Raw genomic sequence first — 20,489 nt, 5'->3', positions numbered from 1 at the left:
GGAGGCCCGGGTCACCAGTGCCGGTAGCGGTCCGGTGCCAGGTCCCACGGGTCCTTGTCGATGAGCTCGGCCACGGCGCGGAACACCGCGGTCTCGACGACGATGCGCCGGTCCACGTCGTCCTTCTCCGGGCTGTGCGTCACGCGCTCCACCGGGATCCGGAACACCGTGACGCGGCGGCCGTCCCGGTCGATCCGCCACCGCGGCAGAGCGTCGGGGAGCGTCGCGTCGTGCGGCATGTCCGCGACCTGGAACACGACCCCGGCGAGCTCCTCCGGCCAGAGGCCGACCAGGTAGTGCGCGGTGTCGCCGACGACGCGGTCGAAGACCTCGGCGCGGGTCGTCACGGGTGCGAGTTCGGGACCGGTGACGCTCGAGCGGTACCCCCGGCCGTGCCGGGAACGTCCGCGAGCACGGTCGACCCGCGGGACGGGAGGGGGCTTGCGACGCATCCGCCCATCGTACGCGGCGGCCCCCACGGCGGCTGCCGGTAGGGTCGCAGACGGTATGGACGTACGGATCTGCAGCAAGGTCGCCTGTGGCGCGGGCGCCTCGGCGACCCTGACGTACGACTACGCCGACTCCATGGTGGTCGTCGGACCGCTGTCCACGCGCGTCGAACCGCACGGCTACGACCTCTGCGCCCGGCACGCCGCGACGCTCCGGGTGCCGCGGGGATGGCAGGTCATCCGCCGCGACCCGCCGCCGAGGACCCCGGACCGCACCCCGTCCTGACCCGGGTCCGGAGACCGTGGGAGACTGGTCCCCATGCCGATCGAAACCCGCGCCGCCGTCCCGTTCCGCGTCGCCGACCTCACGCTCGCCGAGGCCGGACGCCACCAGATCCGCCTCGCCGAGAACGAGATGCCCGGCCTGATGGCCCTGCGCGAGGAGTTCGGCGCCTCACAGCCCCTCGCGGGCGCGCGCATCGCCGGCTCGCTGCACATGACCGTGCAGACGGCCGTCCTCATCGAGACCCTCGTCGCGCTCGGCGCCCATGTCCGCTGGGCCAGCTGCAACATCTTCTCCACGCAGGACGAAGCGGCCGCGGCCGTCGCCGTCGGCCCGACCGGGACGCCCGATGCCCCGGCCGGCGTCCCCGTGTTCGCGTGGAAGGGCGAGACCCTCGAGGAGTACTGGTGGTGCACCACCCAGGTCTTCGACTGGAGCGCCGAGGCCGGGGCCGACTGGACCGGGCCGAACCTCATCCTCGACGACGGCGGCGACGCGACCATGCTCGTGCACACCGGTGCCGACGCCGAGGCAGCGGGCCGGGTGCCCGAGGCCGGTGCGGGCGCGAGCGCCGAGTGGAAGATCGTGCTGGCAACGGTCGCCGCCTCGCTCGAGGAGTCCCCTGACCGCTGGACCCGCATCGCGGCCGAGGTGCAGGGCGTCACGGAGGAGACCACGACGGGCGTGCACCGGCTGTACGAGTTGGCCCGGAACGGCGAGCTGAAGTTCCCGGCGATCAACGTGAACGACTCCGTGACGAAGTCGAAGTTCGACAACAAGTACGGCATCCGCCACTCGCTGCCCGACGGGCTGAACCGGGCCACCGACGTCCTCATCGGCGGCAAGGTCGCCTTCGTGGTCGGCTACGGCGACGTCGGCAAGGGCGCTGCCGAGGCCCTCCGCGGGCAGGGCGCGCGCGTCATCGTAAGCGAGGTCGACCCGATCTGCGCACTGCAGGCCGCGATGGACGGCTACCAGGTCGCCCGGTTGCAGGACGTCGCCGGCGAGGTCGACATCGTCGTCACCTGCACGGGCAACCTCGGTGTCGTCGGTGTCGAGGACATGCTGGCGCTGAAGCACCTCGCGATCGTGGCGAACGTCGGGCACTTCGACAACGAGATCGACATGACCGGGCTCGAGACCCTGCCGGGAGTGGAGAAGGTCGAGATCAAGCCGCAGGTGCACGAGTGGCGCCTGCCGAACGGCCGCTCGATCCTCGTGCTCAGCGAGGGCCGCCTCATGAACCTCGGCAACGCCACCGGGCACCCGTCCTTCGTGATGAGCAACTCGTTCACGAACCAGGTGCTCGCGCAGATCGAGCTGCACACCCGCCTCGACGCCTACCCGACCGGGGTCTACGTGCTGCCGAAGCACCTGGACGAGAAGGTGGCGCGGCTGCACCTCGACGCGCTCGGCGTGCGGCTCACCGAACTCCGTCCGGAGCAGGCGTCCTACATCGGTGTCGCCGTCGAGGGCCCGTACAAGCCGGAGCACTACCGGTACTGACGCCGGCGCCGGGTCGCGTCCGCGTGGCTCAGCGCGGGAAGCCGGGCGGCCGGGCGCCCGCCACACCGGTGGCCGTGTCGAGCGCGCGCAGCCGGGAGCTGAACGCTCGGGCGTCGCGCTGTCGTCGGAGCGCCACGACACCGGCCAGGAACTCTTCCGGCGGCACCGGCGGCACCGGGTGCGCGTACTCGGCGACCTCGGCCGCGAGGGCGCGGGCTGCGGCTTCTCGGTGCGCCGGCTGCACGGACGCGGCCCCGCGGAAGAACGCCCCGAGCCGGTTCTCGAGCCGCTGGGGCAGCGCTCGGACGTCGGCCACGCGGGCCCAGCCGGCCAGTGACGGCGGCAGGGACACCGACGGAGCAGCGGAGCGCGGGAGTCGTTCGTGCTGGACCACGGTGCCGGCGAGCAGGTCCCCGAGGCGGCGCGGTCGGGAGCCGAACAGGGCGACCACGAGCGCGAGCGACCCGACGGTGCCCCAGAGCTCGAGCAGACCGACCAGCGACCGGGTGAAGGCGTGGCGGAAGGACACCGCGCCGCCGTCGAGCCGGACCACCCGCGTCCCGAGCGCGTACCGCCCGACGCTCTTGCCCCGGGTCGCCGTCTCGACGGCCGCGGGGACGAGCACGAACACGGTCACGACGACGGCGATCTGCGACGCGGCCGCCCAGGCGTCGTCGATACCTGCGGGCCAGACGCGCGACAGGCCGATGAGCAACATCACGAGGAGCGCGCCGAGGCAGAGCGCGTCGAGGAGCGCCGCCGCGAGACGGAGCACGATGCCCGCCGGGACGACGTCGAGCGCCACCGCCTCGCCGACGACGAGTGCGTCGTCGGTGTCGTCGAGCGCGCGGACGAACCGTCCGTCCGCCAGGTCGCGGGGCGTGCTGCGCTTCGGCATGGGATCATTCTGGCGGAAGCGTGCCACGAGCGGCAGGACGGGCTCGACGCGGTGACGGTGGGGGCGACGTCCCGGTCGACGCCGTGACGGCCGTCGGCGGCGGAGGACCGAGGGGGAGACGGATGGACCTGGACGCGTACGCGGACGTGCACCGCGAGCGGTGGACGGAGCTCGACCGGCTCGCCCGGCGCCGCCCGTCCTCCGGTGCCGACGTCGACCGCCTGGTCGCCGGGTACCAGGCCGCCGCGACCGACCTGGCGCGGATCCGGGCCGCCGCGCCCCGGTCCGCCACGGGGGACCGGCTGTCCCTGACCCTGCACCGTGCCCGGCTCCGGTTCACCGGGACACCGGCCGACCCGCTGACCGTGCTGACCAGGTTCTTCGCACTGCAGCTGCCCGCGGCGCTGTACCGCATCCGCTGGGTGACCATCTGGGTCGCGGTCGCCACCGTCCTCGTCGCGGGCATCACGGCGGTCTGGATCGCCTCCACACCGGGCGCCGTCGCCACCTTCGGCACGGACGCCGCGCTCCGGCAGTACGCGACGCAGGACTTCGTCGACTACTACTCGGACCACGGCCTCGGTGCCTTCACCGCGCAGGTGTGGACGAACAACGCCTACATCGCGGCGAGCATGGTCGCGTTCGGGATCACCGGACTGTTCGTGCCGTACGCGATCATGCAGAACGCGGTCAGCCTCGGTGTCTCGGCGTCGATCATGCACTCGCAGGGGCGGCTCGGCGACTTCTTCCTCTACATCGCGCCGCACGGGCAGCTCGAGCTGTACTCGATCTTCCTCGCGGGCGGTGCCGGCCTCATGATCGCCTGGTCGTGGATCGCCCCCGGCGCCCGGACCCGCGCGCAGGCCCTGGCCGAGGACGGGCGGGCGCTCATCACGGTCGCGATCGGGCTCGTGCTCACGCTGCTGCTGTCCGGCGTCGTCGAGGGCACCGTGACCCGGCAGGAGTGGCCGTGGCCGGTGAAGATCGGCATCGGGACGGTCGCGCTCGCCCTGGTCCTGGCGTACCAGTGGGTGCTCGGCGGTCGGGCGTACCGGGCGGGGGAGCGCGGGGACCTCGACGAGTTCGACCGCGGCGCCGCGGCGATCGTCGCGGGCTGATCCGGTCCGCGGCCGCGCCCGGCCACCGGCCACCGGCGGTCAGCGGCCCGCGACTGACCGCTCCGGGGCTGCGCACAGCGTCCGCCGCGACTGACCGCTCCGCGGCTGTGCGCCGCGCCCTGCCCGTTCCGGACCCGTGCGCCGCGTCCGCCGCGCCCTGCCCGTTCCGGACCCGTGCGCCGCGTCCGCCGCGCCCTGCTCGCTCCGGACCCGTGCGCCGCGTCCGTCGCGACCCGCCCGCCGGACCGGGTCAGAGCCTCCCGGACGCCTTCGCCCGGATGTACGCGTCCGCGGTGCGCGGTGGGACGTCCTCGGGCAGCCCCCGCACCACCTCGGCACCCGCGCGTCTGGCGACGTCCGCGACGCCGTCGGCGTCGCGGAGCGTCCGTTCCGCGGCGGCGCGTCGGTACACCTGCTCCGCGTCCTTCCGCGACCAGCCGTCCCGCACCGACCGGCCGTCCAGCACTGACCAGCCGTCCCGCACCGACCAGCCGTCCAGCCGTGACGAGCCGAGCCGATGCGACGACCCGGTCCGGCGACCCGTCGGGGCTCCGTCTCCGGCCCGGTCCCTGGCAGCGCGCCCGGTCCCGTCGCGTCCGGTCCGGTCTCGTCCGGCGCGCCGACCCGCCGCGTCCGCCCCGCCCCCGTCCGTCGTCCCACCGGTCGCGGCCATCCGCACCACGGCGGGGTCCTCGACCGACGTGACGACCACGGCGTGCCGACGGCCGAGCACAGGCAGCACCGCGAGCAGGTCGCCGGACGCGCCCACCGAGTCGAGGCTCGTCGCGAGCACCACGAGCGCCCGCTGCGTCGTCACCGCGTCGACGATCGCCGGGACGGCCGCCCAATCGGTGGCCCGGAGCCCGGGCTCGGCGGTGGCCAGGGTCTCCCCGAACCGCTGCACGACGTCCGCCCGGGTGGCGCCGTGCACGCGACCCCGGACGGTGTCGTCGAGCACCACGAGGTCGACCCGGTCCCCGGCAGCGGCGGCGAGCGCCCCGACGAGCAGCGCCGTCTCGATCGCGGTGTCCAGGCGGGGCTCGTCGTCGACCCGTCCGGCTCCGGCACGACCGGCGTCGACGACGACCACGACCCGGCGGTCGCGCTCCGGCCGCCAGGTGCGCACGACGAGGTCCTGCCGCCGGGCCGTGGCACGCCAGTCGATCGACCGGACGTCGTCCCCGCGGACGTAGTCGCGGAGGGAGTCGAACTCGGTACCGTGCCCGCGCAGCTGCAGGGTCGTCTCGCCGTCGAGTTCCCGCAGGCGGGCCAGGCGTGACGGCAGGTGTCGCCGCGACCGGAACGGCGGGGTGACCACCAGGGCGTCCGGCGCAGCGACGACCCGTTGCCGCGCGGCGAGTCCGAGTGGGCCGGCTGCCCGGAGCGCGATCCCGGCGGTGGTGCGTCGGCCGCGACGGAAGGGGGCGAACCGCATCCGGGCGGTGCGGCGCTCGCCTCCGGGCACGGTCATCGGGATCCGACGCGGTCCGTGGCCGGCCGAGGGCTCCCACATGTCCCGGACCACCGCCCGCAGCACCCGCCGACCGTCGTTGGCGAGCACCAGCGTCCCCTCGGCCGTGGTGTCGCGGCGGGCGAGGCGGGGCATCCGGCGTTCCACCCGCACCAGCCGCAGGTCGGCCGCCAGCACGAGGTCGACGGCGGCGGCGAGCACCACGAGGCCGATCCACGCGAGACCGCCCCACCCGCTGCCGAGCAACACGGTGGGGACGATCGCGACGGCGAGGAGCGCGACGAACCGACCGGTGACGGCCACTAGATCGGCACCCGGACCTGCTCGAGCACCTGCTGCAGCACGCCGTCCGCCCCGACACCCTCGAGTTCGGCGTCGGGCGCGATGCGGAGCCGGTGCCGCCAGACGGGCAGGAGCATCGCCTGCACGTGGTCGGGCGTGATGGCGTCGTAGCCGGTCAGCCAGGCCCAGGCCTTCGCAGCGGCGAGGAGCGCGGTCGACCCGCGCGGGCTCACCCCGACGCGGACGGACGGTGCCTGCCGGGTGGCACGGGCCAGGTCGACCACGTACGCGAGCACGTCGTCCCGGGCACCGACGGCCCGTACGGCGCGCTGCGCGGCACGGACCTCGTCGACGCCGACGACGGGCACGATGCCGGCGGAACGGACGTCCCGCGCCACGAACCCGTCGGCGTGTCGGCGGAGGACCTGCCACTCGACGTCGCGCGGTGGCAGGTCGAGCGTGAGCTTCATGAGGAAACGGTCGAGCTGCGCCTCCGGGAGCGTGTACGTCCCCTCGAACTCGATGGGGTTCATCGTCGCCGCGACGAAGAACGGGTCGGGCAGCGGCCGGGCGGCACCGTCGACGCTGACCTGGCGTTCCTCCATGGCCTCGAGCAGCGCGGACTGCGTCTTCGGGGGCGTCCGGTTCACCTCGTCCGCGAGCAGCACGTTCGTGAACACCGGTCCCTCGCGGAACGGGAAGGTCCCGGTCGAGGCGTCGTACACGAGCGAGCCGGTGACGTCGCCGGGCATCAGGTCCGGTGTGAACTGGATGCGCTTCGTGTCGAGCGACATCGCCGCCGCGAGGCTCCGCACGAGCAGGGTCTTCGCGACGCCGGGGACGCCCTCGAGCAGGACGTGTCCCTGCGCGAGCAGACCCACGATCATGCCGGAGACCGCGCCCTCCTGGCCGACGACGGCCTTGCCGACCTCGGTGCGGACGCGACCGAGGACCTCGCGCAGGGGGTCGCCGCCCGAGCGGGGCCCGGGTGCGGGTGTGGTGGGCAGGTCGGTCACGGTCGTCCTCCTGGTGGTGTGGGCGGGGTCGGTGTCGTGGACGGGGGTGTCGGCGGTGCGGCCCGGCCGGCGACGCCGTCCCGGGGACCGCGCCGCGCGGGCGCACCTGTGGGGGGAGTGCGGGTCGCGTCGTCGGTGGTCCTCGGCGGAGCCGTCCGGGAGGCTCGGCGCACGTCCCCGGACACGGCCAGGCCGACCGCGTCCTCCAGGTCGTCGAGGGCGGTCGCGCCGGCGACGAGCGCACGGTCGTCGCCGGTGGGCCCGCCGACGAGCACCGCTCCGACCTGCCCGACCGGTCGGCCGGTCACGGCGGCGGTCCGGCGCACCACCTCGTCGACGTGTGCGGAGCGGGGCAGACCGAGCTGCCGCCCGATCCGGCGGACCGCGGCGATCCGGAGCGTGTCGAGCGTGTGCGTCCGGTCGCGGACCCGCACGGCGAGGCGCGCGCGTCCCTCGGTGGTCTCGGCGGCACGGACCACGACCGGCAGGTGTTCGACCACGAGGGGGCCGAGCCGTCGGCCGCGCCAGACCGCCGCGGCGACCGCCACGACGCCGAGCACGCCGATCGCGCTCGGGACCCACGGCGGAGCGAGGTCGCCGAGCGAGGGAGCGGCGTCGGCGCCCCCGGCCGTCGGCACGTACCAGACCAGGTCCTCCTGACTGCCGAGCAGACCGAGCGCCAGGGCCGCGTTGCCCGCACGGGTCACGGTGTCGTTCCGGAAGGCAGCCGTCGTGCCGACGACGGTGACGTGCCCGGCCGGGGTCGCCGTGCGGAGGAGGCCCCACCGACGGTCCGCTCCGGTGCCGGACGGGACGCAGCGGACCACGTCGGGGTCGTCGGTCGCGTAGGTGACCCCGGCGGTGCTGACGGACCCGGCGTCGCGGGCGGCCGGGATCGCGCACGACGCGGTCGACGCCGTGGTGTCCGTCGAGGACGCGCCGGCCGGACGCGCGTCGAGGCCGAACGCCTCCAGGACGGCGGGGTCGGTGGTGACGAGGACCACGTCGGCCGCGGTCCTCGCGATGCGGCGGGCGACGGACGGGGCGAGCACCCCGGCCGAGTCGTCCACCAGGACGGTGCCCTCGCCGCTGCCGATCCGGTCGGCGTCGGTGACGACCGTGACCTCGGTGCCCTGCTCGCCGAGGACCCGCACCAGTGCCCGCGAGCCGCTGCCCGTCGTCGACGACGGGTCGAGCGGGACGTCCGACGGCTGCTGGCCGGGACCGACGGCGGCGGTCAGGACCGCCAGGAGCAGCCCGACGACGACCACCGCGGCCCAGGCACCGATGCGCAGGGCACGGTCACGCGGGGTCGGCCCGGTCGGGGCGGCAGCCGCTCCGGCCGGTGCCGCCGGCGTCGCGGTGGTGCTCATGCGCGGACCCCCGGGTCGGCGTCCGTCCGGTCGGCGTCCGTCCGGTCGGCGTCCGTCTGGTCGGCGTCGGTCCGGTCGGCGGGCCGTGCCTGGACAGTGGGACCCGGCGGGCCGGGAGCGCTGCCGGCGCCGGTGCCGGTCCCTGTGCCAGCGCGGTGTCCGCCCGGGCCGCCGGGGCCGCCCGTCGTGACCGGTCGGGCGGCGCGCACCGCCGCGGAGGCGTCGAGCACGCGGCGGGCGGTCTCCTCGTCGGCGTCGACCCCGAGGTACCGGACGGCGTCGAAGGCGTTCGACGCGTCCCGCAGCACGGTGCCGAGGGTGGGGAACGGCACCGTGGCGCGGTCCGCGATGGCACGGGCGGTGGCCCCGGGGACCACCGTGACCAGGTCCCGTTCGCCGACACCCCGGGCCAGCGCGCGGTACCCCTCGAGCACCGCGGTCGACCAGTCCCCGGCCCGGAACGCCGCGCTGGCCGCAGCGGCGACGGCGCTCGCCGAGCGGAGGTCGTCGTCGTCGAACACCCCGCCCGGGTCCTCGCCGCGCAGCCGTGCTCGTCGGCGCGGCAGCCCGCGGGTGACCACGACGAGCACCACGACGGCGACGAGCACGACGACCGCGATCACGAGCAGGGTCCGCCCGAACGTGGTGGAGCCGCCACCGTCCGGCAGCAGGGACCCGAGCCAGTCGAGGAAGGCCCGGGAGGCGCGGTCCCACCAGGTCTCCTGCGCCCCGCGGTACTCGGCGCGGCCGAGCTCCTGCTCGAGCAGGCGGCGGGCCTCGTCCGGGTCGACCGCGGTCACGGGCGACCGCTCGGCGGGTCCTGCTGCTCGGGCCAGCGCTGCTCTGGCCAGCCCTGCTGCTGCCAGCCCTGCTGCTGCCAGCCCTGCTGCTCGGGCCAGCCCTGCTGCTGGGGCCAGCCCTGCCGGGGCGACCACGACTGCCGGTCGCCGGGGCTCGACGGCGCGAAGGGGTCGGCCGGCTGCCCGGTCTCCAGGTGCGCGGCGATGCGCTGGTCGAGCGCCTCGGTCCGGATGCGCCGGTCGATCGTCAGGAAGGTGGTGATCGACGCGGTCAGCACGTCCGTGACGCACTGCACCGCGATCACGAGCAGGCTGCCGATGGCGAGCGTGACGACGGCGCCGACCGAGGGCGGCCCTCCGGCGGTCGAGGATCCGGTCTGACCGAGCGGGTCGAACACGCCGGAGAACAGCGTGAGCCCGACGGTCAGCGGGATGCTGGCGATGCTCGCCGCGAAGGCCAGCACCACCTGCACGAGCAGCAGGATCCCGAAGGTCCGCCAGAACGCGCCACGGGTGAGGCGCCACGACTGCCCGGCGGCCGAGAAGACCCCGCGGCCCTCGAGCGCGATGGTCGGGACGGTGAAGGCGAACCGCGTGGTGAAGAAGGCGACGAGCACGGCGAACCCGAGGACCATCACGACGATCGTCAGGACGAACCACCCGACGGCACCGTCACCGGCGGACAGGGCGGCCACGAACGCGAGCACGACCAGGACGAAGACCGTCCCGAGCACGACCCCGCCGGCGAGCTGCAGCAGGATCCACCCGAGGACCGATCGCCGACGTCCGGCGAGCAGTGCCCACAGCCCACGGAACGTGCCGCGCCGTCCGAGGACGCGCTGCCCGGTGTCGACCGCGATCGGGGCGACGAGGAACCCGCGCGCCAGGTACGCCAGGAACGGGAGGCCGATCGACAGGACGGCGTACAACGTCACGGTGCCCGCGATGATCGTGTCGGCGTCACCCGTGCCGTCCACCGCCGCGAGCATGCGGGACTGCAGGGTGCGCTGCCCGAAGGCCGAGGTGAGCGTGGACACGAGGCCCAGCACGCCGGAGAGCAGCACGGCCCAGAGCAGCAGCACCCGCGCGTTGCGGCGGAAGACCGTGAAGGCGCCGGCGAGCACGTCGCCGAGGCCGAGCGGACGGAGCGGGATGACCGGGCGGACGGGCTGCGGATCCGGCCCTCCGACGGACGGGAGCAGTGGCGGCTGGTGCCCCGGGCCTCCCGGCCCACCGACGGACGCCGGCCACGCGGGGGAGTGCACCGGGCCTCCCGGGCCGCCGTCACCGCCCTGCGCGGGCCACCCTGGTGCGCCGGACGCGCGCTCGGGCCCGCCCGTCTGCTCCGGTGGCGTCCCCGCCCCCGGAACGTGCCATCCGCCGTCGACCATGCGCCGTCCCCCGTCGTCCGGTCGCCGCCGGACGCGGCGACCGTGTCCATCCTGTCGGAAAACGTGCGCCGATGAGGGCTCGGCTATCGTGAGCGGAGCGTGCCCGTCCCCGGTCACCCCCGCCCTGCCCCTCGGAGTCCCGATCCCATGACACCGCGCATCCTCGTCGTCGACGACGACCATGCCCTCGCCGAGATGATCGGCATCGTCCTCCGCTCGGAGGGCTACGAGGCCGACTTCAGCGCCGACGGCAACGACGCCGTGGACGCGTTCCACGCCACGAAGCCCGACCTCGTGCTGCTCGACGTCATGCTGCCGGGCATCGACGGCATCGAGGTGTGCCGCCGGATCCGCGCCGAGAGCGGCACGCCGATCATCATGCTCACCGCGAAGGGCGACACCGCCGACGTCGTCGCGGGGCTCGAGAACGGTGCCGACGACTACGTCGTGAAGCCGTTCAACCCGAAGGAGCTCGTCGCGCGCATCCGCACCCGGCTCCGGCCGTCCGCGTCGGACGCGACCGTCCTGCACGTCGGTGACCTCGTCGTGGACGTCCCCGGACACGAGGTCCGCCGCGGAGACCGGCCCATCGCGCTCACCCCGCTCGAGTTCGACCTGCTCCGTGCCCTCGCCGAGAAGCCCAGCCAGGTGTTCACCCGCGAGATGCTCCTCGAGCAGGTCTGGGGCTACCACTACAAGGCGGACACCCGGCTCGTGAACGTGCACGTGCAGCGCCTCCGCGCGAAGATCGAGCACGACCCGGACAACCCGCGCATCGTGACCACCGTCCGCGGCGTCGGGTACCGGGCCGGCGCGCAGAGCTGACGGCCGTGCCGTCGACGTCGGTCCCGGTGCCGCTCCGCCGGGTGCGCCGGCGGGCCCGGTACTGGCTCCGCCGCGTCTGGCGCGGGATCGCCTACCTGTGGCGCCGCTCACTCATGGTCCGGTCCGTCGCGATCACCGTGGCGACCACCGGTCTGGCCGTCGCGGTCATCGGCACCGCCGTCATGGTCAGCATCTCGAACAACGTGTACGCGCAGCGTCGCGACCAGATCGAGGCCGAGTCGGCGCGCGCCACCATCGTCGCGCAGGGGATCTTCGACGCCGCCACCGCGGCCGAGGACAACAACCAGACCGAACTCGAGTCCCTGCAGAGCGAAGCGCAGAACGCGATCCTCTCGAACACGACGAGCCCGGGCGGCACGAGCATCGCGATCGAGCGGACACCCGGCGAACCGACCCCGCAGATCCTGCAGAACGTCGCGAGCACCCGGTTCCCCGACGCCGTCATCACGGACGAACTCCGGAAGCGGGTCGCCGCGGACACCGGCGAACTCAGTCTGCAACCGGTGCGGCTCGACGGGCCGGACGGACGCGGCCCCGGTCTCGCCGTCGGGTCCACGCTGCAGATCCCGAGCGCCGGCCAGTACGAGCTGTACCTGGTCTACGACCTGTCCGACGCGCAGCAGACCCTGGACTTCGTGTCGCAGACGCTGTCCATCGGCGGTGTCGCGCTCATCGTCCTCATCGCCCTCGTCACGTCCCTCGTGGTGCGGCTCGTCGTCCTGCCGATCCGCGGTGCCGCCGAGACGAGTCGGAAGATCGCCGCGGGACGCCTCGACGAACGCATCCCGGTCCGGGGCGAGGACGACATCGCCACCCTCGCCCGGAGCTTCAACGACATGGCGGACGCGGTCAGCCGGCAGATCACCCAGCTCGCCGAACTCTCCCGCGTGCAGCAGCGCTTCGTGTCCGACGTCTCCCACGAGCTGCGCACCCCGCTCACCACCATCCGCCTCGCCGGGGACCTGCTCTACGACGCCCGGCACGCCTTCGAACCCGCCGCCGCCCGCTCCGCGGAGCTGCTGCACGCCCAGGTCGACCGGTTCGAGCTGTTGCTCGCCGACCTCCTCGAGATCTCGCGGTACGACGCCCAGGCCGTCGAGCTCGAGACCGAGCCGGTCGTCCCGGCCGCGCTCACGGCCGACATCGTCGACGAGTTCCGACCGCTCGCCGAACGGGTCGGCATCGAACTCCGCTTCGCCAGCCCCGGCGGGCACACGCCGATGCAGCTCGACGGCCGCCGGATCCGTCGGGTGCTCCGCAACCTCGTCGGCAACGCGGTCGAGCACGGTGACGGCCGCCCGGTCGACGTCGTGGTCGACAGCGACTCGCGCTCCGTCGCGATCGCGGTCCGGGACCGCGGCGTCGGGATGCCGCCCGAGGACACCGCCCGGGTGTTCGACCGGTTCTGGCGGGCCGACCCCAGCCGCAAACGCACCATCGGCGGCACGGGGCTGGGCCTCGCCATCAGCCTGGGCGACGCGCAGCTGCACGGCGGCCGCATCGACGTCTGGTCCCGCCCGGGTGAGGGATCGGCGTTCGTGCTCGTCCTGCCGCGCCGTACCGACGAGGCTCCGGCGACCTCGGCCATCCCGCTGCCCGCACTCGACGAGTCGTACGACGGACCCACCGCACCGGAGGACCGACCATGACCAGGACCGCTCGACCCGGAGCCCGGCGACTCCGACGCCTGCTCGCGACGGCGCTCGCGGCCGTGACGCTCCTCGCCGTCTCGGCGTGCGCTGCGATCCCCGAGGAGGGGCCGGTCCGCGCAGGGCGGTCCATCACGGACGAGTCGCAGTCCGGCGGCGTGGACTACCGCCCCTCCGGCCCCGAGGCCGGATCCGACCAGACCGAGCTGCTCACCCAGTTCATCGACGCCGCGACCGGCGCCCAGAACGACTACGCCGTCGCCCGCGAGTTCCTCAGCGCCGGCTTCTCGCAGAAGTGGAACCCGCGCCAGGGCGTGACGATCCGGCAGGGTGACGGGCAGGTCGAGCGGGTCGGGACGCGTGAGCTCACCTACACGCTCAGCGCGAGCGCCTCGGTCGACGCGGACGGCGAGTACACCCAGGCGGTCCGCCCGACCTCGTCGACGTTGACGTTCCAGTTCACGCGGGAGGACGGTGAGTGGCGGATCGCCTACGCCCCCGACGGGATCATCCTGTCCCCGATCAACTTCGTCTCGGTGTTCCAGCCGCACGCGCTCTACTTCTACGACCCGACGTACCGGTACCTCGTGCCGGACGAGCGGTGGTTCCTCGCCCGGTCCTCGACGAGCACGCGGATCGTCAGCGCGCTCCTCGCCGGCCCCGCGGAGTGGCTCGAGGGCACCGTGGTCTCGTCCTTCCCCGAGGGCACTCAGCTCTCGCTCAACGCGGTGACGATCGAGAGCGGCAGCGCCCAGGTCGACCTGTCGAGCGAGGCGCTGCGCGCGACCACCGTCGACAAGGTCCGGATGCGGGAGCAGCTCACCGACTCGCTGTCCTCCATCGCGACCGTCTCCTCCGTCGACCTCACCGTCGAGAGCGTGCCCGTGCCCCTACCGGACTCGAGCGGCACGAGTGCCCAGCGGAACCCCGACGTCGACGCGAGGCCCCTGGTCGTGCAGGACGGCGCCGCCGGCTTCGCGACGCCGAGCACGGGGGACGTCACCGGCCTCGGCGGCGGGATGAGCGGCCGGATCGCCGCGCTCGATCCGCGGTCGCTCGCGCTGTCCGCCTCGGGCACGCTCGCCGCGGTCGGCAACCGCGACGGCGTGTTCGTCGTGCGCAGCGGCAAGGACCCGCTCCGGGTCGACACCCGGGACGACCTCGTGCCCCCGTCGATCGACGACCAGGGGTTCGTGTGGGTGGCGGAGCGCTCGGACGCCCGGTCGATCACGGCGTACGGCACCGGCGGCGACCCGCACCAGGTCACCTCGACCCTGCCGGAGGGGGAGCTCGTGTCCTTCCAGGTCTCCCGTGACTCCACCCGTGCGCTCGCGCTCCTCGACACCGACGACGGTGCTGCCCTGTACGTGGTCGCGATCACGAGGGGTTCGGACCGGGCCCCGACGTCCCTCGGTCCGCCGGTGCGCGTCCAGGCCGCGGCTGGCGACCCGGTGAGCGCGACCTGGGTGGACGAACTCGACGTCGCGTCCGTCGGACGGACGAGCACGGGGGCGAGCGTCGTCCGGACGACGGTCGGCGGCCAGCCGGAGACGCTCGCGAAGCCCGGCGGCAGGGCGACGACCATCGCCGGGGGGAGCGGTGGTGCGCTGCTGCTCCGGATGACCGACGGGTCGGTGCTGCAGTCGACCGGCGGAGGGTGGGACACCACCGGCGTCGACGCCGAGGTCCTCGGCATCCAGCGCTGAGCGCCTCCCCGTCACGGCGGGGCCGGCCGGGAGGCCCGTCCACAGTCCGCCGGGCGGCGCATCCGGTCGGGGCTCCGCCGGGCGAGCATCGGGTCATGTCGTCCACACAGCTGCCGTCCGTGGTGCCGCACGCTCCTGGACCTGGACCCGGACCTGGACCCGGACCCGGACCTGGACCCGGACCTGGGCCCGTGCCCGCGCCTGCTCCTGACGTCGGCCGTGCCTCCGCTCCGGATCCGGCCGGGCCCGGTCCGGTCGCCGGTCGTGTCCCCGGCGCGGACCGTCCATGGCGTGACGCCGTCAGTGCGGTGCTCGCCGTGCTCCTGCCCGTCGACTGCGTCGGGTGCGGTGCACCCGACCGGGCGCTGTGCCACACCTGCCGGGGGACGCTCGCGGCCCTCCCCGGACGGACCCGGCTCGTCGCGGGGGTCCGACTCGACGCGGCGTACGAGTACGAGGGACTCGTACGGACGCTCGTGCTCGAGTGGAAGCTGCGCGGCCGGGTGGACGTCGTCGCACCCCTGACGGACCGGACGGCCGACCTGGTGCGGTCGGCGCTCGCCGCGGCGCCGGGCGCGGTCGTCCTGCGGGTGCCCCCGTCGGCGCGCGGGCACCGCCGCCGCGGGTTCGACCCCGTGGTGACGGTGCTCTGCTGCGCGGGCGTGCGGCGAGCCCCCGCCCTCCGACGGGTCGCCGTCCCGGCGGCGCTGCCGGGCGTGGACCGGGCGGCGGGGACCGTTCGCGGGGGTGCCGACCCGCACGGGGGCGGTGGCGGGCAGAAGGAGCGCACCGGCATCGAGCGCGTCGCCGCCACGGTCGGCACCCTCAGCGCCCCCGCGCTCGTCGCCGGGCGGGACGTCGTCGTGGTGGACGACGTCGTGACGACCGGGGTGACCATGGCCGAGGCGGTCCGAGCAGTGCGGGCCGCGGGCGGACGTGTGGTCCGGTGCGTCGCGGTTGCGAGCGTCGAGGTGTGAACGCCGAGTGTCCCCTGGGCATCCGGTGGGTGTCCCCGCCCGACCGCCCGACGCGAGCACCCGCTCGGGCGGCAGGGTCTAGCCTCACGGCAAGGCGTTGGTGTTCGCCGGACGGAGGCGAACCGCCGAAAGTGGATGGGAGCCGCCATGGACGTGACGATCACGGGCCGGAACGTCGGAGTGACCGACCGATTCCGGACCTACGTGGAGCAGAAGTCCGAGAAGATCGACGCCCTCGCCGACCGGGCCCTCGCGTTCGAGGTGCGGTTGAGTCGGCACCACGAGAAGAGCAGCGGGGCGCAGGGCGAGGACCGCGTCGAGCTGACCATCATCGGACCCGGACCGCTCGTCCGGGCCGAGTCCGCCGCATCGGACAAGTACGCGGCATTCGACCTGGCCTTCGCGCGCATCGCCGAGCGCCTGCGCCGGGCTCGTGACCGCAAGAAGGTGCACCGCGGGCGCCACCGCCCGACGTCCGTCGCCGAGGCCGCCGGTGCCGGCTTCGAGGGCATGGGGGTCGAGCCCGCCGACGGCAAGCTCATCGAGGAGGTCGCCACGGGCGCCGTCCCCGTGGTCGACGTCGACCAGGCAGCGGACCACGAGGACGACGACCAGGCGTACTCGCCCGTCGTCATCCGTCAGAAGGTGTTCGAGGCCGCCCCGATGACGGTCGACGACGCGCTGTACCACATGGAGCTCGTCGGACACGACTTCTACCTGTTCGTCGACTCCGAGACCCACCGGCCGAGCGTGGTCTACCGCCGCAAGGGCTGGGACTACGGCGTCATCGGCATCGACGAGAACCCGGGCGCCGACGCCCGGGGGAGCGAGCACGTCCTGGTCGAGGAGACGACCTCCGCGAACGCGTAGCAGCGCTCGGGAGTGCGCACGGTCCGTTCGGACCGTGCGCACTCGTGCTGTCCGGCGTGCACTCGTCCTGCTCCCAGCGCCGGGCTGCGGCGGGTTGCTAGCATGACTGGCTGATCGGGCGCGCGGACCGCGCACGACGACTTCGTAAGGAGCTCACGTGGCAAACGTGCTGGAGAAGGTCCTCCGCATCGGTGAAGGGCGGACCCTCCGTCGGCTGAAGGCGTACGCCTCGGCGATCAACGACCTCGAGGACGACTTCGCGAGTCTGACGGACGAGGAACTCCTCGAGGAGACGACCGAGCTCCGCGAGCGGTACGCCAACGGCGAGACCCTCGACGACCTCCTGCCCGAGGCGTTCGCCGCCGTGCGCGAGGCCTCCAAGCGGACCCTGGGCATGCGGCACTTCGACGTGCAGCTGATGGGCGGCGCGGCGCTCCACCTCGGCAACATCGCCGAGATGAAGACCGGTGAGGGCAAGACCCTCGTCGCGACGACCGCGGCGTACCTGAACGCCATCCCGTCGCGCGGCGTGCACGTCATCACGGTCAACGACTTCCTCGCGTCGTACCAGTCGGAGCTCATGGGCCGCGTCTTCCGCGCCCTCGGCATGACCACGGGCTGCATCGTCGCGGGCCAGTCGCCGGCCGAGCGCCGCGAGCAGTACGCCGCCGACATCACCTACGGCACGAACAACGAGTTCGGCTTCGACTACCTGCGCGACAACATGGCGTGGCAGGCATCCGACATGGTCCAGCGCGGCCACTTCTTCGCCATCGTGGACGAGGTCGACTCGATCCTCATCGACGAGGCCCGGACGCCGCTCATCATCTCCGGCCCGTCGTCGGGCGAGGCGAACCGCTGGTTCACCGAGTTCGCCTCCATCGCCACGCGGCTCACCCCGGGCGAGGACTACGAGGTCGACGAGAAGAAGCGCACCGTCGGCGTGCTCGAGCCCGGCATCGAGAAGGTCGAGGACTACCTCGGCATCGACAACCTGTACGAGTCGGCGAACACTCCGCTGATCTCCTTCCTGAACAACTCCATCAAGGCCGTCGCCCTGTTCAAGCGCGACAAGGACTACGTCGTGATGAACGGCGAGGTCCTCATCGTCGATGAGCACACCGGCCGCATCCTGATGGGCCGCCGCTACAACGAGGGCATCCACCAGGCGATCGAGGCCAAGGAGGGCGTCGAGGTCAAGGCCGAGAACCAGACGCTCGCCACGATCACGCTGCAGAACTACTTCCGCCTGTACCAGAAGCTCTCCGGCATGACCGGTACCGCCGAGACCGAGGCGGCGGAGTTCATGTCGACGTACAAGCTCGGTGTGGTCCCGATCCCGACGAACCGCCCGATGCAGCGCATCGACCAGACCGACCTCGTGTACAAGAACGAGCAGGCCAAGTTCGAGCAGGTCGCGAACGACATCGAGGAGCGTCACCAGAAGGGCCAGCCGGTCCTGGTCGGCACCACGAGCGTCGAGAAGTCCGAGTACCTGTCGAAGCTCCTCGCCAAGAAGGGCGTGAAGCACGAGGTCCTCAATGCGAAGAACCACGCGCGCGAAGCCGCGATCGTCGCCCAGGCCGGTCGCGCCGGCGCCGTCACGGTCGCGACGAACATGGCCGGTCGTGGAACCGACATCATGCTCGGTGGCAACGCCGAGTTCCTCGCGGTGCAGGAGATGCACGCGAAGGGCCTGTCGCCGACGGAGACGCCGGAGGAGTACGAAGCCGAGTGGGACAAGGTCTTCTCGGCGATGAAGGCCACCGTCGAGGAGGAGAGCGAGAAGGTCCGGGAAGCCGGCGGTCTCTACGTCCTCGGGACCGAGCGGCACGAGTCCCGCCGCATCGACAACCAGCTGCGTGGCCGATCCGGTCGTCAGGGTGACCCCGGCGAGAGCCGCTTCTACCTGTCGCTGACCGACGACCTCATGCGGCTGTTCAACTCCGGTGCCGCCGAGAGCCTCATGGGCCGCGGCAACGTGCCGGACGACCTGGCGATCGAGAACAAGCTCGTCGGGCGCGCGATCCGCTCCGCACAGGCGCAGGTCGAGGGCCGGAACGCCGAGATCCGCAAGAACGTCCTGAAGTACGACGACGTCCTGAACCGCCAGCGCGAGGCCATCTACAGCGACCGCCGCCACATCCTCGAGGGCGACGACCTGCACGAGCGCGCGCAGTCGTTCCTGAAGAGCGTCGTGGACGACGTCATCGACACCCACACCGGCGAGGGTTCCCCGGACGACTGGGACCTCGACGCCATGTGGACCGAGCTCGGCACGCTGTTCCCGATCTCGATCACCATCGACGAGGTCATCACCGAGGCCGGTTCGAAGGGCAAGGCCACGCGGGACTTCCTCGCGCGGGAGATCCTGTCCGACGCCCAGCTCGCCTACCAGAAGCGCGAGGAGACCCTCGGCGAAGAGGCGATGCGTGAGCTCGAGCGTCGCGTCGTCCTCTCGGTGATCGACCGCCGCTGGCGCGACCACCTGTACGAGATGGACTACCTCAAGGACGGCATCGGCCTCCGCGCGATGGCGCAGCGTGACCCGCTCGTCGAGTACCAGCGCGAGGGCTACGCGCTGTTCCAGACGATGATGGGCCAGATCCGCGAGGAGTCGGTCGGGTTCCTCTTCAACCTCGAGGTGCAGGTCCAGTCGGACGGCGACAGCGCCGTCATCGAGGCGAAGGGGCTCGGCGAGGAGGGTGAGAACGCCGGACTCGAGTACTCGGCGCCGTCCATCGACGGCGAGGTCGAGGTCCGCGACGAGGCCGGCCGCCTCGAGCAGGCAGCCACGGCGCGGGCCCAGCGCGAGCAGGCCGAGCAGGAAGCGGCGGCCCCCGAGCGGGGTTCGGCCTTCGGCTCCGCCGCGACCGCCACCGGGCAGGCTGACGCGAACAACCGCGCCGAACGCCGGGCGGCCGCCAAGAAGGGCTGACGGCCCGTACGACACGACGGGAGGCCCGGTACCAGCTGGTACCGGGCCTCCCGTCCGTCTTCCCGGGGCCGGCGCCAGCGCCTGCACCGGCACCGGCAGGGCGGCCGACACCCGGACCGGCGCCGGGCGTGGGACCGGCACCGGGAGCGGGCTCGGGACCGCCGTCGGAGACCTGCACCGGCGTCGGGGACCTTCCCCAGCGTCGGGGACCGGCAGCGGCGTCTGGCCCGGCAGGAAGATCGACGTCGACCCTGCTCGACGCGCCCGGCTCCGCGCACTCAGAGCACCCCGATCGCGGTCGCCCGCCAGCGACCGTTGCGGACCTCGAGCCGGATGGCGACCGCCCGGGCGCGACTCCGGGTGTGGACGACCACGGCCGCCTCGGCGACGCCGTCCCGGGGTCCGTCGAGCACGACGCCGCCGACCCGGATGACCGCACGCTGCCGTGCGTGGCGGGACACCGACCGGGCACGCGCCGCGACCGCCGCCCGGTGCTGCAGGTGTCGGTGCACCTCGTCGGTGATCCACCGCGAGATGGTGTCGACCTCCCGGGCGCCGGTGAGGATCTCGGCGACGCACAGGGCGAGGGACCGCGCGGTCTCGCCGGCGTCCGGGAGGTCCGTGCCCGCGCCGCCGCCACCCGCACCGACAGCCGCATGCGACTCGTTCGAGCCCGGCGCAGCCCCGGTCCCGGACGGATCCAGGACCGCCGCGATTCCGGACGGATCCAGGGCCGCTCCGGTCTCGGACGCACCGAGGACCGCTCCGGTCACGGACGGACTCCGAACCGCCCCGGTCCCGGCCGTGCCGACGGCCGCGTCGGTCCCATCCGTGCCGACGTCCGCCCCGGGGCCGACCGTCCGAACGACGCTCGAGGAGGAGGAGGGGGGCACGGCGCGGGTGCCGCCCGTCCCGT

Annotated in this window: 17 protein-coding genes; 9 read left to right on the top strand and 8 right to left on the bottom strand. The window is 73.7% G+C overall.

Annotation, left to right across the window (positions count from 1 at the left end):
- Positions 1-11: 11 nt before the first annotated feature.
- Positions 12-452, bottom strand: coding sequence for a metallopeptidase family protein (locus tag DEJ34_RS10045; RefSeq protein ID WP_110824496.1), 441 nt, complete (start codon positions 450-452; stop codon positions 12-14).
- A gap of 55 nt (positions 453-507) precedes the next feature.
- On the opposite strand from DEJ34_RS10045, the gene DEJ34_RS10040 reads away from it, so the two are divergent.
- Both DEJ34_RS10040 and ahcY read left to right on the top strand, forming a co-directional pair.
- A complete protein-coding gene (locus DEJ34_RS10040) occupies positions 508-735 on the top strand; it encodes a DUF3499 family protein (protein ID WP_110911083.1) in 228 nt (75 codons plus the stop codon).
- Positions 736-768: 33 nt separating this feature from the next.
- Positions 769-2,238, top strand: a complete 1,470-nt coding sequence (gene ahcY, locus DEJ34_RS10035; protein ID WP_110911082.1) for an adenosylhomocysteinase — start codon at positions 769-771, stop codon at positions 2,236-2,238.
- A 28-nt stretch (positions 2,239-2,266) separates the two neighbouring features.
- Here ahcY and DEJ34_RS10030 read toward each other — a convergent pair whose 3' ends face one another.
- A complete protein-coding gene (locus DEJ34_RS10030; RefSeq protein ID WP_110911081.1) occupies positions 2,267-3,136 on the bottom strand; it encodes an RDD family protein in 870 nt (289 codons plus the stop codon).
- Between the two features lie 122 nt (positions 3,137-3,258).
- On the opposite strand from DEJ34_RS10030, the gene DEJ34_RS10025 reads away from it, so the two are divergent.
- Complete coding sequence (locus DEJ34_RS10025; protein WP_110824492.1) at positions 3,259-4,254, top strand: stage II sporulation protein M; 996 nt, start codon at positions 3,259-3,261, stop codon at positions 4,252-4,254.
- Between the two features lie 250 nt (positions 4,255-4,504).
- Here the strand turns inward: DEJ34_RS10025 and DEJ34_RS10020 are convergent, their stop codons facing one another.
- Genes DEJ34_RS10020 through DEJ34_RS10000 form a run of 5 tightly spaced genes read right to left on the bottom strand, consistent with a single transcriptional unit; the run spans position 4,505 to position 10,461 of the window.
- Positions 4,505-6,028 carry a DUF58 domain-containing protein gene (locus DEJ34_RS10020; protein WP_258368285.1) on the bottom strand — a complete coding sequence of 508 codons (1,524 nt, stop codon included), beginning with the start codon at positions 6,026-6,028 and terminating at the stop codon, positions 4,505-4,507.
- On the bottom strand, positions 6,028-7,023 hold the full coding sequence (locus DEJ34_RS10015) for an AAA family ATPase (protein WP_375342312.1): 996 nt from the start codon (positions 7,021-7,023) through the stop codon (positions 6,028-6,030). The genes DEJ34_RS10020 and DEJ34_RS10015 overlap by 1 nt, the downstream gene beginning before the upstream one ends.
- Positions 7,020-8,396, bottom strand: a complete 1,377-nt coding sequence (locus tag DEJ34_RS10010) for a DUF4350 domain-containing protein (RefSeq protein WP_110911080.1) — start codon at positions 8,394-8,396, stop codon at positions 7,020-7,022. The genes DEJ34_RS10015 and DEJ34_RS10010 overlap by 4 nt, the downstream gene beginning before the upstream one ends.
- Positions 8,393-9,196, bottom strand: coding sequence for a DUF4129 domain-containing protein (locus tag DEJ34_RS10005; RefSeq protein WP_110911079.1), 804 nt, complete (start codon positions 9,194-9,196; stop codon positions 8,393-8,395). Before DEJ34_RS10005 ends, DEJ34_RS10010 begins: the two co-directional genes overlap by 4 nt.
- Complete coding sequence (locus DEJ34_RS10000) at positions 9,193-10,461, bottom strand: glycerophosphoryl diester phosphodiesterase membrane domain-containing protein (protein ID WP_110911078.1); 1,269 nt, start codon at positions 10,459-10,461, stop codon at positions 9,193-9,195. Before DEJ34_RS10000 ends, DEJ34_RS10005 begins: the two co-directional genes overlap by 4 nt.
- Positions 10,462-10,734: 273 nt before the next feature.
- Between DEJ34_RS10000 and mtrA the strand changes: the two genes are divergently transcribed.
- The 6 genes from mtrA (at position 10,735) to secA (ending at position 19,573) form a co-directional block, all read left to right on the top strand.
- Entirely contained in the window at positions 10,735-11,412 is a 678-nt protein-coding gene (mtrA, locus tag DEJ34_RS09995) for an MtrAB system response regulator MtrA (RefSeq protein WP_110824488.1), read from the top strand.
- A 5-nt stretch (positions 11,413-11,417) separates the two neighbouring features.
- Complete coding sequence (gene mtrB, locus DEJ34_RS09990; RefSeq protein WP_258365944.1) at positions 11,418-13,082, top strand: MtrAB system histidine kinase MtrB; 1,665 nt, start codon at positions 11,418-11,420, stop codon at positions 13,080-13,082.
- Entirely contained in the window at positions 13,079-14,788 is a 1,710-nt protein-coding gene (locus DEJ34_RS09985; RefSeq protein WP_110911077.1) for an LpqB family beta-propeller domain-containing protein, read from the top strand. Before mtrB ends, DEJ34_RS09985 begins: the two co-directional genes overlap by 4 nt.
- Before the next feature lie 308 nt (positions 14,789-15,096).
- Positions 15,097-15,765 (top strand): phosphoribosyltransferase family protein, encoded by a 669-nt coding sequence (locus DEJ34_RS09980; protein WP_181422217.1) that lies wholly within the window; start codon positions 15,097-15,099, stop codon positions 15,763-15,765.
- 147 nt (positions 15,766-15,912) lie between these two features.
- On the top strand, positions 15,913-16,635 hold the full coding sequence (hpf, locus tag DEJ34_RS09975) for a ribosome hibernation-promoting factor, HPF/YfiA family (protein WP_258365945.1): 723 nt from the start codon (positions 15,913-15,915) through the stop codon (positions 16,633-16,635).
- Between the two features lie 157 nt (positions 16,636-16,792).
- Positions 16,793-19,573 (top strand): preprotein translocase subunit SecA, encoded by a 2,781-nt coding sequence (gene secA, locus DEJ34_RS09970; RefSeq protein WP_110824484.1) that lies wholly within the window; start codon positions 16,793-16,795, stop codon positions 19,571-19,573.
- A 278-nt stretch (positions 19,574-19,851) separates the two neighbouring features.
- On the opposite strand, the gene DEJ34_RS09965 is transcribed toward secA, so the two are convergent.
- Positions 19,852-20,346 (bottom strand): Rv3235 family protein, encoded by a 495-nt coding sequence (locus DEJ34_RS09965; RefSeq protein WP_146236890.1) that lies wholly within the window; start codon positions 20,344-20,346, stop codon positions 19,852-19,854.
- Positions 20,347-20,489: the final 143 nt, after the last annotated feature.

The organism is Curtobacterium sp. MCPF17_050, assembly GCF_003224435.2.
In the GTDB taxonomy this organism is placed as follows: Bacteria; Actinomycetota; Actinomycetes; order Actinomycetales; family Microbacteriaceae; genus Curtobacterium.
This window is presented reverse-complemented; position numbering and strand designations above follow the sequence as displayed.

What these genes read in the sequence shown, in the direction of transcription:
- hpf (WP_258365945.1), top strand. Translation starts at nt 15,913, where the DNA reads ATGGACGTGACGATCACGGGCCGGAACGTCGGAGTGACCGACCGATTC.
- DEJ34_RS10040 (WP_110911083.1), top strand. Translation starts at nt 508, where the DNA reads ATGGACGTACGGATCTGCAGCAAGGTCGCCTGTGGCGCGGGCGCCTCG.
- DEJ34_RS09985 (WP_110911077.1), top strand. Translation starts at nt 13,079, where the DNA reads ATGACCAGGACCGCTCGACCCGGAGCCCGGCGACTCCGACGCCTGCTC.
- ahcY (WP_110911082.1), top strand. Translation starts at nt 769, where the DNA reads ATGCCGATCGAAACCCGCGCCGCCGTCCCGTTCCGCGTCGCCGACCTC.
- DEJ34_RS10010 (WP_110911080.1), bottom strand. Translation starts at nt 8,396, where the DNA reads ATGAGCACCACCGCGACGCCGGCGGCACCGGCCGGAGCGGCTGCCGCC.
- mtrA (WP_110824488.1), top strand. Translation starts at nt 10,735, where the DNA reads ATGACACCGCGCATCCTCGTCGTCGACGACGACCATGCCCTCGCCGAG.
- DEJ34_RS10045 (WP_110824496.1), bottom strand. Translation starts at nt 452, where the DNA reads ATGCGTCGCAAGCCCCCTCCCGTCCCGCGGGTCGACCGTGCTCGCGGA.
- DEJ34_RS10025 (WP_110824492.1), top strand. Translation starts at nt 3,259, where the DNA reads ATGGACCTGGACGCGTACGCGGACGTGCACCGCGAGCGGTGGACGGAG.
- DEJ34_RS10030 (WP_110911081.1), bottom strand. Translation starts at nt 3,136, where the DNA reads ATGCCGAAGCGCAGCACGCCCCGCGACCTGGCGGACGGACGGTTCGTC.